Origin of the sequence: Corallococcus caeni (assembly GCF_036245865.1) — a bacterium.
GTDB lineage: Bacteria > Myxococcota > Myxococcia > Myxococcales > Myxococcaceae > Corallococcus > Corallococcus caeni.
Genome location: NZ_BTTW01000005.1, coordinates 332,012 through 343,870, shown reverse-complemented (window position 1 = coordinate 343,870; position 11,859 = coordinate 332,012). Strand labels below are relative to the sequence as shown.

Genomic DNA, 11,859 nt, shown 5'->3' with positions numbered 1-11,859 from the left:
GCTCCTGCCCACACACGCGAGGTCCTGGTGACGCGCACCCTGCTTCAGCCCCGGCGCTTCGCCTCGCGCTTCGCGCCGGGCGGGACGGGGTCCTTGGGGAGGTGCCGCAACCCCATCCACCCGAGCGCCGCCACGTGGCGGGCCACGTTCTCCGTGGAGAAGGCCTTGCCCTCCGCGGCCCACCAGTGGCCCACCTGCGTCACCATGCCCACCAGCGCGTTGGCGTAGATGGGCGCCACCTTGGACGGGTAGCCGGCGCGCTCGAACTCGCTGCGGAAGACGTCCCCCACGCGCTGGGCCAGGTCGTCGATGACGCGCGTCAGTCCGCGCCGCGCCGCCGCCGTGGGCGAGTCCCGCGTGAGCACCGCGAAGCCCGCCGGCTCGTCCTTCACGTAGGCCATGAACGCCAGCACCGCGTCCTCGAAGCGCTGCCGGGGCGTGCCCTGCGCGATGCTCGCCGACACGCGCGCCACCAGGTCGTCCATCTCCCGGTCCACGATGGCCGCGTACAGTCCCTCCTTCGCTCCGAAGTGCTCGTAGACGATGGGCTTGGACACGCCCGCCTGCTGGGCGACCTCCTCGATGGACGTCGCCTCGTAGCCCTTCGACGCGAAGGCCGCCCGCCCAATCTCCATCAACTGGACCCGGCGCTCGGCGCCCGTCAGCCGCTGTCTCTTCTTCAAGTTGACCTCGAACCTACCCACCAGTAACTTACCGGACCGAAACCTACCATCCCGTAGGTACGGCGAGGAGCCGACACCGTCATGAAATGCCGCGTTTCGAAGGGTGTCGAGTCCGCCATGGGGCGCGCGTGAGCGCGGCGGTGCCTGGAATGGAGAAGCCGAAGCTGCGGGGCGTGCTGCACCAGTGGGCGGCGGCGTTCGCGGTGGGGGCGGGGGTGGTGCTGGTGGCGATGGCGCCCACGCCGCGCACGGTGCTGGCGTCCTCGCTGTACGCGCTGAGCCTGGTGGGGCTGTTCACCATCAGCGCGACGTACCACCGGGTGAACTGGTCCCCGAAGGCGCGTGCGTGGATGCGGCGGGCGGACCACGCGGCCATCTTCCTGCTCATCGCGGGGACGTACACGCCGGTCATCCTGCTGGGGCTGCCGCCGGAGGTGGGCAACACGCTGATGGCGTGGCTCTACGCGGGCGCGGTGCTGGGCATCCTGCAATCGCTGTTCTGGGTGGGCGCGCCCAAGTGGGTGACGGCGGCGCTGGCCATTGGAGTGGGGTGGACGATGATGCCGTACTTCGGCGACGTCTTCCGCGCGCTGGGCACCTCCGCCATCGTGCTCATCCTTGGCGGAGGGTTGGCGTACACGCTGGGGGCGCTCGCGTATGCCTTCAAGCGGCCCAACCCCCGGCCGGGCGTCTTCGGCTACCACGAGGTGTTCCACGCCATGACGCTGGTGGGCGCGGGGCTGCACTTCGTGCTGGTGCTGCGCATGGTGCGCGCGGCGGGGTAGGGCGTCTGTCTTTCCCGGCCGGACTGCGCTAGAGCAGCGCTCCGGAGGGGACATGTCCATTCATCTTCGTGGAATGCTGTGGGTCGCGGTCCTGGCGATGGGGCAGGGCTGCGCGACGTCGAATGCGCTGAGGGATCCGGAGCTGCGGCGGCGGGCGGCGAACATCGCCATCGTCAAGGCGGAGGAGCTGCCCCAGCGGAAGTTCAAGTTCCTGGGCGAGGTCGAGGCGGCCACCTGCACCAGTGGCATCTACCGGACCAACTACTCGCCCGCGGCCCTCCAGGAGATGCTGAAGGGCGAGGCCGCGCGGCTGGAGGCCGACGCCGTCACCAACGTGGCGTGCGGCGAGGGCGGCGTGCGCTTCCAGTGCTGGACGTCCTACGAGTGCCGGGGAGACGCCATCCGCTGGGAGGGGCCTCCCTCGAACGCCGCCTCGGAGCCGAAGTTCACGCTCCTCCAGCGGGAGTAACGGCGGCGGGCGCTTGTCTCAGCGGCCCGCGACGGCGGCGAGCCGGCGCTTCGAGGCCGCCTGCTCCGGGGCCTTCCGACCCAGGTACGTCTCTCCCCAGGACTTGAGCGCGGCAATCACGCCGCGCAGTGTCTGGCCTTGCGGCGTGAGGCTGTATTCGACGCGCGGAGGGACCTCCGCGTACACCTGCCGGTGCACGAGCCCGCTCTCCTCCAGCTCGCGCAGGTGCTGCGTGAGCATCCGCTGCGTGACGTCCGGGATGCGCTTGCGCAGCTCTCCGAAGCGGAGCGTGCCTTCGAGCAGGTGGTAGAGGATGAGCCCCTTCCACTTGCCGCCAATCACATCCAGCGTCGCGGACACCGGACAACCAGAGGAGCAGTCATAGGTCTTGTGCCGGGCCATGGTTCCCTTTTTGTACGTATGGGCGGAAATCCTGCGTACTTGTCCACTTCAACCTTCGGGACGATGTTGCACGCAAAGGAGCCCCCCATGCGAGCTGTCGCCCTCACGAAGTACCTCCCCAGTGACCACCCCGAAGCCTTCGTCGACGTGGAGCTCCCCGACCCCACGCCCGGCCCCGGCGACCTGCTGGTGCGCGTGCGCGCCGTGTCGGTGAACCCGGTGGACGTGAAGGTGCGCGCGCCCAAGGACAAGGTGGAGGCCTCACCGCGCGTGCTCGGCTGGGACGCGGCGGGCGTGGTGGAGGCGGTGGGCCGGGACGTGAAGCGCTTCCGCCCCGGTGACGAGGTGTTCTACGCGGGCTCCATCGCGAAGCCCGGCACGGACTCCGAGCTGCACGTCGTGGACGCGCGCATCGTGGGCCGCAAGCCCAAGGGGCTGACGTTCGCCCAGGCGGCCGCGCTGCCGCTCACCTCCATCACCGCGTGGGAGCTGCTGTTCGAGCGCCTGGGCGTGCCCCAGCGGAAGACGGGCACCCCGAAGGACGCGCTGCTCGTGGTGGGCGGCGCGGGCGGCGTGGGGTCCATGGCCATCCAGCTCGCCAGCAAGCTGACGGACCTCACGGTCATCGCCACCGCGTCGCGGCCGGAGACGGTGGAGTGGTGCAAGTCGTTGGGCGCTCACCACGTGGTGGACCACCGCCAGCCGCTGGCGGCGCAGGTGCAGGCGCTGGTGCCCGGTGGCGTGCGCTACGTGATGGCGCTCACCGCGACGGAGCAGCACTTCGCGCAGCTGGTGGAGCTGATGGCCCCGTTCGGGCACCTGGGCATCATCGACGACCCGCAGACGCCGCTCGACGTGAACGCGATGAAGCGCAAGAGCCTGGCGCTGCACTGGGAGCTGATGTTCACCCGCGCCCTCTACGACGCGGATCCGCTGTCCCAGCAGCGGCTGCTCGACACCGTGGCGGACCTGGTGGAGGCGGGGACGCTGCGCACCACCATGACCCAGGACTTCGGGCCGCTCACCGCCGCCAACCTGCGGCGCGCGCACGCGGCGGTGGAGACGGGCCGCACGCTGGGGAAGATTGTGCTGAGCGGCTTTCCCTGAAGCGCTCCGGAGGCCGTGAAGTCCGCCGCGCCCGCCGGTAGACTCGCGGGCCTCTTGGACTCCGTGGAAGACGCATCCGGAAGTGCGTGGCGAGCCTGGGCGAAGCGGGCCGCCGTGTGGTCCGCGCCCGCGCTCTTCTCCGCGCTGGAGACGTACACCTTCAGCCGGGGCATGCCCGAGCCGCCCGCGCTATGGCGGGTGCTCGCCGCACAGGTGCCCGCCTGGTACGTGTGGCTGCCGCTCACGCCGTGGCTCGCCCGGCTCGCGGCGCGTGAGCCCTTGAGCCCCCCGCGTCCGCGCCCGGTGTTCGTGCACCTGGCGGCGTGCCTGGGCGTGGGGGCCCTCTTCGCGGGTGTGTACGCGGTGACGACGGCCGTGTTCATGCCCATGCCTGGAAGGGAGACGGCCTGGGCCGCGCGCTGGCTGCAGGTGTGGTGGGGCTGGCTGCCGATGATGGGCATGGCCTACGCGACGGTGCTGGCGGTGGCCTCCGCCACCCGGGCCTCCCAGCGAGCGCGGGACAGCGAGCGGCAGGCCGCGGCGCTCGCGGTGCAGCTGGCCGAGTCCCGGCTGCTCGCGCTCCAGACGCAGCTGCAACCGCACTTCTTGTTCAACACGCTCAACGCCATCGTCGTGCTGGTGCGCGAGCGGGAGACGGAAGAGGCCGCGCGCATGCTGGTGTTGCTGAGCGACCTGCTTCGTCAGCTGCTCCAGCAGGGCGCCACCCAGGAGGTGTCCCTGCGCGACGAGGTGGCGGTGCTGTCACGCTACCTGGAGCTCCAGCAGCTGCGCTTCGCGGACCGGCTGCGCGTGGAGTGGGCCGTGGAGCCGGACGCGCTGGATGCCCGGGTGCCCCACCTGGTGCTCCAGCCGCTCGCGGAGAACGCGCTCCGTCACGGCATCGGCATGCGGTCCGCGTCCGGGGTGCTGCGCATCCGTGCGCGGCGGCGCGGTGACGCGCTGGAGCTGACCGTGAGTGACGACGGCCCGGGGTTGCCCCCGGACTTCGACCTGGAAGCGGCCAGCGGGATTGGCCTGTCGAACACGCGCGCGCGCCTGTCGCAGCTCTACGGCGAAGCCGGGCAACTGCGCGTCGCCAACGCGGAAGGGCATGGCACCGTGGCCACGGTCCTGTTGCCATGGCGTTCCATGCCGGGCACCGCCAGGGTGGCGCATGGCTGAGCTGCGGGTGCTGCTGGTGGATGACGAGCCATTGGCCCGGAAGGGATTGCGTCAGGCTCTCGCACGCCATCCGGACGCCGTGGTGAGCGGTGAGTGCCGCGACGGCCGGGAGGCGGTGGAGGCCATCCGCGCCCAGCGGCCCCACCTGGTGCTGCTGGACGTGCAGATGCCGGAGCTGGATGGCTTCGGCGTGCTGCGCGAAGTGGGCGCGGAGCACATGCCCGCCGTCATCTTCGTCACCGCGTTCGACACCTTCGCCGTGAAGGCCTTCACCGTGCACGCGGTGGACTACCTGGTGAAGCCCTTCGACGACGCGCGCTTCGACGAGGCCCTGGCCCGGGCCCGCCAGCGGCTGCGCGCGGGCGAGGCCGCGGAGCTGGGGCGGCGGCTCGCGGACCTGTTGGCGGACGCGGGCCCGGCGCCAAGGCCCGCCGAACCTCCCGCGGACCGGCTGCTGGTGCGCGTGGGCCTGCGCTCCGTGCTCGTCCCGGTCGCGGACATCGAGTGGATCGAAGCGGACGACTACTGCGTCACGCTGCACGCGGACGGCAAGGCCCACGTGCTGCGCGAGAGCCTGGCGGCACTGGAGGCGCGGTTGGATCCGGAGCGCTTCGTTCGCATCCACCGCTCCGCCATCGTCAACGTGGAGTGCATCCAGGAGGTGCACCGGCCCTCGCCCACGGAGCAGGTGGTGGTGCTGCGAAGCGGCCAGCGCCTGCGAGTGAGCCGCAGCCGCCGTGAACACCTGGAGCGACGCCTGGGCCGGGCCCGCTGAGAGATGATCAACGGTCGTCGCTCGCCCACTCCGCGCGGAGATTGGCGACCATTTTCAGGGCCTCGGCATCAGAGGAGGACTGAGCCATGGATTCGGCTCTTGCCAGGCACGAACGCGCGCTGTCCGCCTGACCCAACCGCCAGCAACCGCTTCTTCGTAATAGAGCGCTGCTTGCGAAAGTCTCCCGACGACCTCGCAGTGGAGTCCCGCTATCCTGGCCAGGAGGGATGTGTTGGCTGGCCTTTCCTTGTCTGACCGGGTGCGAGCGAGAGCAGACTCCAGGCAAGCGATGGCCTCACCCGCCCTGCCTGCCTGGGCGAGTTCCGACGCGGTCCGAAGGGGATTCTCGGCAGTCACCATGAAAGCCTAACAAAACCTGTCGATGCTCCGCGGGGTGCTACTCCGGATTTCAAACCTGTCCGACTGTCGGACAGGTTCGTGCGGTGCGCCGCGGAAAGGGGAGCCCTCGCGGGCCTCAGCGCGCGCGGGCCTTCTCCACGGCGGTGGTGAGCGCGCTCCAGTCCGTGGGCTTCAGGTGCATGCCGAACACGCGGGCCACCGGCAGCTTCTCGCGCGTGGCCACCTCCACCGTCTCATCCACCTGCTGCACGTTGAAGAACGCGCCGTCCGGCTGGGGCTGCACCAGGTCCGACGTGTAGAGCAGCCGGTGCTCCGGCAGCCACGCGAACACCATCCGCTCTCCCGTCTCCGTGCGCACCGGGACCAGCTCCAGCCGGTTCTTCCCGTTGCCCAGCACCCGGCGCCCGTCCACGACCTGGAGCTTCGCGGCGCGCGGCTTCCTCGCGAGCGCATCCGGGAGCAGCGTGCGCGGCGACGCCACCAGCCGCTCCACCAGCGCGCGGTTGAGGTCCAGCACGTACACCGGGATGCCCCGCGCCACGTACTCCCGCAGCCCACCAACGTGCGGCCAGGCATCGCTGGTGGACACCACGGCCTTCACCTTCAGGCCCGGGAAGCGCTTCGCGGCCTCCTCCAGCACGCGCGCCGAGTAGCCCGACGCGAGCGGCCCCTCCACCACCACCACGCCGTCCTCCTGCGCCACCAGCGCCACGTTCCACGCGCCCGGCAGCTGCACCACGCCCGGCGCCAGCTCCACGGGCGGAGCGTCCGGACGGAGCGCGGGCGTGTCGTCCAGCTTCCTCGCGCGGCGTGCCTCGAAGCCCTGCTTCACGTCCTCCGCCACGGCGAAGTCCGCGTCCGTGAGCGGCGGATCCACCGTCACCGCCGTCACCGTGACGGAGTGGTGGGGCTGGCCGTTGCGCGCCCACTCCCAGTGGCGCGGGTAGCGCAGGCCGCCGGACTCCAGGGACCACGCCTGGAAGGACAGCACCGTGCGCACGTCGCCCCAGACGCTCCAGAAAGGGTCTTCCGGATGCGCGCCCACCGTCTCCACCGCCGTGGGCAGGCCCGTGCGGGCGTTGAGGAACAGGCGCACGCTCGCGCGGTCCAGGTGGAAGGCGACCACGTGGTGGGGCACCTCCTGCAACACGGTGTCCGCCTGGGCTCGCAGGTCCTTCGCGTCCAGGGCCGCGAGCAGCACGTGCTCTGGCGCGAGGGCCATCCGCTCCTGGAGGTCCTGGAGCTGCGCGGCGCCCAGGGGCCTCCACTTCCCATCGAACTCCGCCGCCGCCACGCCGTCGGCCAGCAGCATCGTCACGCTCCTCCAGTCGTCCATCACCACCCCGCGCGCCTCGGACTTCTGACGCAGACGGCCCCGGCGCAGGTCGCTCACCTCGTCGAACTGCTCGTACATGACGAGGAAGGGCGGCGTGGGACGCTCGGACTGCTCCAGCAGGTTCCAGTGGCCCACGCCCCGGATGCGCAGGCCCGTGAGCGCGCGGAGCCGGGCCTCGCCGCCCATGGCCTCGGCGGCGGCGCGGACGTGGGCGCGGCCGGGGTCCTCGGCGGCGGCGGCGGGCAGGGCGATGAGCAGCAGCACGGCGACAGCGGAGGTCAGCAAGGGTCTTCGCATGGACCCAGGATGTCCTGGCCGGAGCCTGCCCTCGGGGGCCATGCCGCCAGTGACGCGAACGGCGCGGCGAACGGTGGGCGGAGCGCGGCGAATGGTGGAGGCCCGGCCGTCCCCCACACCTGGCAACCAGCCTGACCCGGGGCCCGGCCGCACGGCCGGTCGCAGGGCGATGGGACGGTGCACATCTTCGCCCCGGGTGAAGACGCCCGGGGCCAGGGGTGGACGATGAAGCGGACGGCGGCGGATCAATTCGTGGAGGTCCTCGCGCTCGCGGGGGTGAAGCGCATCTACGGGGTGGTGGGCGACAGCCTCAACGCCATCACCGAGGCGCTGCGCAAGCGCGGCGACATCGAATGGGTCCCCATGCGCAGCGAGGAGGCCGCCGCCTTCGCGGCCGGCGCGGAGGCGCACCTCACCGGGCAGCTCGCGGTGTGCGCGGGCAGCTGCGGCCCCGGCAACACCCACCTCATCAACGGCCTCTATGACTGCCACCGCAGCCGGGTGCCGGTGCTGGCCATCGCGGCGCAGATTCCCTCCGTGGAGCTGGGCACCGGCTACTTCCAGGAGACCCACCCGGAGAACCTCTTCCGCGAGTGCAGCCACTACTGCGAGCTCATCTCCGCCCCCAACCAGATGCAGCGCACCGCGGAGATCGCCGTGCGCAACGCCCTGGGCAAGCGCGGCGTGTCCGTGGTGGTGATCCCCGGCGACGTCGCGCAGCAGAAGGAGGAGCCATCCCGGCCGCCCACCGCGGAGTCCCTGCGGCTCTCCGCGCCCCAGGTGCTGCCCTCCGCCGAATCACTGGAGCAGCTGGCCACGCTGCTCAACGCCGGGGGCCGCGTGACGCTCCTGTGTGGCGCGGGCTGCGAGGACGCGGGGCCGCAGGTGGTGGAGCTGGCGAAGCGGCTCCAGGCGCCCGTCGTCTCCGCCCTCCGGGGCAAGGAGTTCGTGGAGAAGGACAACCCCCACTTCGTGGGGCTCACGGGGCTCATCGGCTACGCGTCCGGGTACTGGGCGATGATCGACTGCGACGTGCTGGTGATGCTGGGCACGGACTTCCCCTACCGGCAGTTCTACCCGGACCGCGAGGACACGCGCGTCATCCAGGTGGACGTGCGCCCGGAGAACATCGGCAAGCGCACGCGCGTGGACCTGGGCGTGGTGGGCAGCGTGACGCCGACGCTCCAGGCGCTCCTGCCCAGGCTGGAGGCCCGTAGCGACGCGAAGCACCTGGAGCGCGCGCTCGCGCACTACCGCAAGACGCGTGAGGAGTTGGACGCGCTGGGGCAGGGCACTGTCGGCCGCAAGCCCATCCACCCGCCGCAGGTGGCCCGCGCGTTCGACCTCCAGGGGGCCGACGACGCCATCTTCACCTGCGACGTGGGCCTGCCCACGGTGTGGGCCGCGCGCTACGCGACCATGAAGGGCGGCCGGAGGTTGGTGGGCTCCTTCAACCACGGCTCCATGGCCAGCGCGCTCGCGCAGGCGATTGGCGCGCAGAAGGCCTTCCCGGACCGGCAGGTCGTCTCCTTCTCCGGCGACGGCGGCTTCACGATGCTGATGGGGGACGTGCTCACCCTGGTGCAGCTGTCGCTGCCCATCAAGATCGTCGTGTTCAACAACAGCTCCCTGGGCTTCGTGGCCATGGAGCAGCAGGTGGGCGGCATGCTCAGCGTGGGCACCGCGATGCACCCCACGAACTTCGCCGCGCTGGCGGAAGCGCTGGGCATGAAGGGACTGCGCGTGGAGGATCCGGGGCAGGTGGACGAAGCCGTCCAGCAGGCGCTCGCGACGCCGGGCCCCGTGCTGGTGGACGCCGTGGTCAGCAAGGCGGAGCTGGTGATGCCCCCGCGCATCACCGCGTCCATGGCCGCGGGCTTCACCCTGTTCGGCATCAAGGCCCTGCTCAACGGCCGCACCACCGAGGTGCTGGAACTGGCGCGCACGAACCTCTGGCGCTGAACCCCCTGCTGTTCCCGGGGACGCGTGTTGGCAGGGCGTACGGCCATGTAGGCAGGCTGCCGCACCGATAAAAAAGAGGGCGTGTCGATTCGTGGGCCCCTGCTTCGACGTGGAGTAGAAGCCCCGCGCTCTTACCTGCCACGGAGTACGCCATGGACGCCGCCCTTTCCTCCTCCACCCCCGAGGTGGAGGCCACCCCGAAGAAGAAGTCGTTCGCCCGCCACCTGCCGACGGCGGCCCGCGTGTTCATGGGGCTGGTGTTCTTTGTCTTCGGCCTGAACGGGTTCCTGGAGTTCATCCCCACGCCCAAGGACCTGAACCCGGCGGATCCGGCGGTGGCCTTCGGCATCGCGATGAAGGCGACGGGCTTCCTGTTCTGGCTGGTGAAGGGCACGGAGACGGTGGCTGGGTTGCTGCTGCTGTCCAACCGCTTCGTCCCGCTGGCGCTGGCGATCATCGCGCCGGTCATCGTGAACATCTTCCTGACGCACGCCCTCCTCGCGCCGGCGGGCCTGGGCCTGGCGGTCATGCTCCTGGCGGCGGAGCTGTTCCTCGCCTGGTCCTACCGGGCGGTGTACCGCCCGATGCTCGCCATGCGCGTGACGCCTTCCTGAGCAGGCGCGCAGCCCCCCGGCGAAGGCGGCCCAGGATGGCGTGGAGCAGTCCCCCCTCGTTGCGCACCGCTCCCCCGGTGTGCCCGAGGGCGCCGGTGGATGGAGGCTCGAACTGCGGGTCCCCCATCGGAGACGAGGTGCCCCGACCTGCCCGGCAGCCGGACAGGACTCCCAAGACCGCGCCCTGCATGTCCCTGACGCACACTTCATCAGGCTCGCTGGAGTCGAACCCGGCGGGCGCTGGAAACAGCGCCTCGCTGTCCGGTTCCATGGGGAGGGTTTCCGCATGGGGGCGGGGCGCAACCTTGAGGTCCCCGATGGCCTCGGAAGCGGGCGCAAGGTGGCCGAGGCCCGGCGCCTCGATGTCAGGGTGCGTCTCCCGCGCGGTCGCTGTCGCGAGGCCGCAAGGGACGTGCTCCTCACCATCAGGGTGTGTCGCCAGCTCCTCGTCTTGCGCGGCAGCTGACGCAGCAGGCGCGACTACCGGTGCGGGAGCGTCGAGGAGGCAGTCCTGGGCGCGGTGCGCTTCGGGGACGGCAGGCGCGAATTGCGCGAGCACGCGCTCATCGCACGCCTTCATCAGTACCGGCAGCTTGTGCTGGAGGGCCAGCGCGTCGCGCTCTCCCAGGGCCCTCATCGCGCACCAGGCCCACTCGCGTAGCAGCTCTCCGCCCATGAGGGGCAGCAGTTGGGCCACGCCTCCCAGGAAGGCCCGCTGCAGGGACTGAACGAGGAGCACGTACCCGGGACGCTCCGCCACCCTGGCCGCCAGCCGCAGCAACTCGAATTCCACCTGCGCGCACCAGGCCCCTGACTCCCAGTGTGCCGCGTCCTGCAACTTGTAGCACGCGTCCGCCAGCCGGTTCAGGTCCAGCTCAGAGCCCCTCGCGCAGCAGTCGCTCAGGAGCTCCAGCAGCACCTGCCGCTTGAGGCTGAAGGCGCTCTCCAGGAGCCACCGGGCTTCCGGGGTGCGCGCGTCATGCAGTGCCAGCCCCAGGTTCTCCAGCGTCAGCGACTCATCCAGCGCCACTGCTCGCGTCTTGCGTCCGGGGCGTTGCACCACCAGCCCCCGCGCCGCCAGCCGCCGCAGTGCTTCGCGAATGGTGCCCCGGCAGGTCTCATAGTGCCGCGCCAGCTTCGCTTCCGAGCCGAACTGCCCGCCTGGCGGCAGCCGCCCCTGCATGATGTCGCGCTCAAGCTGCGCTTCCACGTACGCCACGAGTCCGCCCCGCCCCATCCTCATCCCCCTTCTCGTTCCAGCGTCGCCATCCAACCATGGGGGTCTGACATGGACGCGCTGCCCCACCGCACGCGTTGTCTTCCATGCGGGGACCCTCTCCGGGACCGAACGGCGCGAACCGGTCGGACAGTCGGACACGTTCGCGGGCTGGGCCCCATGTGGCGCAAACGTGTCCGACAGTCGGACAGGTTTCTGGAGAGCGCGCCCGGCAGGCGGCCTCTTTCCGTGGCGCCCTGCCTTGGCGTCGGCGCGAACACTCCGTCGCGGCTCACCGATGCGCTCCGCGAGATGCTCGCCGTCGCGGAGGCGCTTGGGGCGAACCGTTGGCGGCCTACCTGGCCGCTTCACGCAGCTCCATGAGGAGGCGGCCCCGCATGTTGCTGCCGCTGCCGTCTCCTCCGTCGCCCCAGTGGACGTCGTTCTCCGTTTGCTCCACCCGCTTTGTCGCCAGTGGCCCGGAGCAGGCGTGCGAGGTCCTCATGTTGGGAGAACTTCGCCTGGAGCGCCTCCCGCATCACCGCCACCTTCACGGACTTTCAGTCGCGGCGAGGCTTGCGGTTGCGGCCCATGCACGCCGCCAGCATCGGGGAGCTGGCCCCGCGGGGCTCCTCCTGGTCCGAGGCATTCTTGAGCTTCCGGGCCTGCAA

The 11,859-nt window shown here is 71.0% G+C and carries 11 protein-coding genes; 7 read left to right on the top strand and 4 right to left on the bottom strand.

The genetic code is table 11. The annotated features are described in order from the left end of the window. Window positions 1-44 precede the first annotated feature (44 nt). On the bottom strand, window positions 45-683 hold the full coding sequence (locus AABA78_RS22680; protein ID WP_338265661.1) for a TetR/AcrR family transcriptional regulator: 639 nt from the start codon (window positions 681-683) through the stop codon (window positions 45-47). 149 nt (window positions 684-832) lie between these two features. Between AABA78_RS22680 and trhA the strand changes: the two genes are divergently transcribed. Together trhA and AABA78_RS22670 are read left to right on the top strand one after the other, a co-directional pair. Next, window positions 833-1,468, top strand: a complete 636-nt coding sequence (trhA, locus tag AABA78_RS22675) for a PAQR family membrane homeostasis protein TrhA (protein ID WP_171413310.1) — start codon at window positions 833-835, stop codon at window positions 1,466-1,468. A 52-nt stretch (window positions 1,469-1,520) separates the two neighbouring features. Further along, window positions 1,521-1,937, top strand: coding sequence for a hypothetical protein (locus AABA78_RS22670; RefSeq protein WP_338265658.1), 417 nt, complete (start codon window positions 1,521-1,523; stop codon window positions 1,935-1,937). Between the two features lie 18 nt (window positions 1,938-1,955). On the opposite strand, the gene AABA78_RS22665 is transcribed toward AABA78_RS22670, so the two are convergent. Beyond that, a complete protein-coding gene (locus AABA78_RS22665) occupies window positions 1,956-2,339 on the bottom strand; it encodes a winged helix-turn-helix transcriptional regulator (protein WP_120524826.1) in 384 nt (127 codons plus the stop codon). 87 nt (window positions 2,340-2,426) lie between these two features. Here AABA78_RS22665 and AABA78_RS22660 point away from each other — a divergent pair, with 87 nt between their 5' ends. Genes AABA78_RS22660 through AABA78_RS22650 form a run of 3 tightly spaced genes read left to right on the top strand, consistent with a single transcriptional unit; the run spans window position 2,427 to window position 5,403 of the window. Further along, entirely contained in the window at window positions 2,427-3,446 is a 1,020-nt protein-coding gene (locus tag AABA78_RS22660) for a zinc-binding alcohol dehydrogenase family protein (RefSeq protein WP_338265656.1), read from the top strand. Between the two features lie 15 nt (window positions 3,447-3,461). Next, on the top strand, window positions 3,462-4,628 hold the full coding sequence (locus tag AABA78_RS22655) for a sensor histidine kinase (RefSeq protein WP_338265654.1): 1,167 nt from the start codon (window positions 3,462-3,464) through the stop codon (window positions 4,626-4,628). Then, window positions 4,621-5,403: a LytR/AlgR family response regulator transcription factor gene (locus AABA78_RS22650; RefSeq protein ID WP_338265652.1), complete on the top strand. Its 783-nt coding sequence runs from the start codon at window positions 4,621-4,623 to the stop codon at window positions 5,401-5,403. The genes AABA78_RS22655 and AABA78_RS22650 overlap by 8 nt, the downstream gene beginning before the upstream one ends. A 475-nt stretch (window positions 5,404-5,878) precedes the next feature. On the opposite strand, the gene AABA78_RS22645 is transcribed toward AABA78_RS22650, so the two are convergent. Continuing rightward, on the bottom strand, window positions 5,879-7,396 hold the full coding sequence (locus AABA78_RS22645) for an MBL fold metallo-hydrolase (RefSeq protein WP_338265650.1): 1,518 nt from the start codon (window positions 7,394-7,396) through the stop codon (window positions 5,879-5,881). A 225-nt stretch (window positions 7,397-7,621) separates the two neighbouring features. Here AABA78_RS22645 and poxB point away from each other — a divergent pair, with 225 nt between their 5' ends. Both poxB and AABA78_RS22635 read left to right on the top strand, forming a co-directional pair. Beyond that, window positions 7,622-9,358 carry a ubiquinone-dependent pyruvate dehydrogenase gene (gene poxB, locus AABA78_RS22640; protein WP_338265648.1) on the top strand — a complete coding sequence of 579 codons (1,737 nt, stop codon included), beginning with the start codon at window positions 7,622-7,624 and terminating at the stop codon, window positions 9,356-9,358. A gap of 152 nt (window positions 9,359-9,510) precedes the next feature. After that, a complete protein-coding gene (locus tag AABA78_RS22635) occupies window positions 9,511-9,972 on the top strand; it encodes a DoxX family membrane protein (protein WP_338265647.1) in 462 nt (153 codons plus the stop codon). On the opposite strand, the gene AABA78_RS22630 is transcribed toward AABA78_RS22635, so the two are convergent. After that, the gene (locus AABA78_RS22630) at window positions 9,884-11,215 is read right to left on the bottom strand and encodes a FadR/GntR family transcriptional regulator (RefSeq protein WP_338265645.1); all 1,332 of its coding nucleotides are present in this window, start codon (window positions 11,213-11,215) and stop codon (window positions 9,884-9,886) included. The two genes, AABA78_RS22635 and AABA78_RS22630, sit on opposite strands and share 89 nt — an antisense overlap. Window positions 11,216-11,859: the final 644 nt, after the last annotated feature.

Bases quoted from the DNA above. Each gene is read 5' to 3' on its own strand.
- AABA78_RS22635 (WP_338265647.1), top strand. From the start codon at position 9,511: ATGGACGCCGCCCTTTCCTCCTCCACCCCCGAGGTGGAGGCCACCCCG.
- AABA78_RS22660 (WP_338265656.1), top strand. From the start codon at position 2,427: ATGCGAGCTGTCGCCCTCACGAAGTACCTCCCCAGTGACCACCCCGAA.
- AABA78_RS22630 (WP_338265645.1), bottom strand. From the start codon at position 11,215: ATGAGGATGGGGCGGGGCGGACTCGTGGCGTACGTGGAAGCGCAGCTT.
- AABA78_RS22645 (WP_338265650.1), bottom strand. From the start codon at position 7,396: ATGCGAAGACCCTTGCTGACCTCCGCTGTCGCCGTGCTGCTGCTCATC.
- trhA (WP_171413310.1), top strand. From the start codon at position 833: ATGGAGAAGCCGAAGCTGCGGGGCGTGCTGCACCAGTGGGCGGCGGCG.
- AABA78_RS22650 (WP_338265652.1), top strand. From the start codon at position 4,621: ATGGCTGAGCTGCGGGTGCTGCTGGTGGATGACGAGCCATTGGCCCGG.
- poxB (WP_338265648.1), top strand. From the start codon at position 7,622: ATGAAGCGGACGGCGGCGGATCAATTCGTGGAGGTCCTCGCGCTCGCG.
- AABA78_RS22665 (WP_120524826.1), bottom strand. From the start codon at position 2,339: ATGGCCCGGCACAAGACCTATGACTGCTCCTCTGGTTGTCCGGTGTCC.
- AABA78_RS22670 (WP_338265658.1), top strand. From the start codon at position 1,521: ATGTCCATTCATCTTCGTGGAATGCTGTGGGTCGCGGTCCTGGCGATG.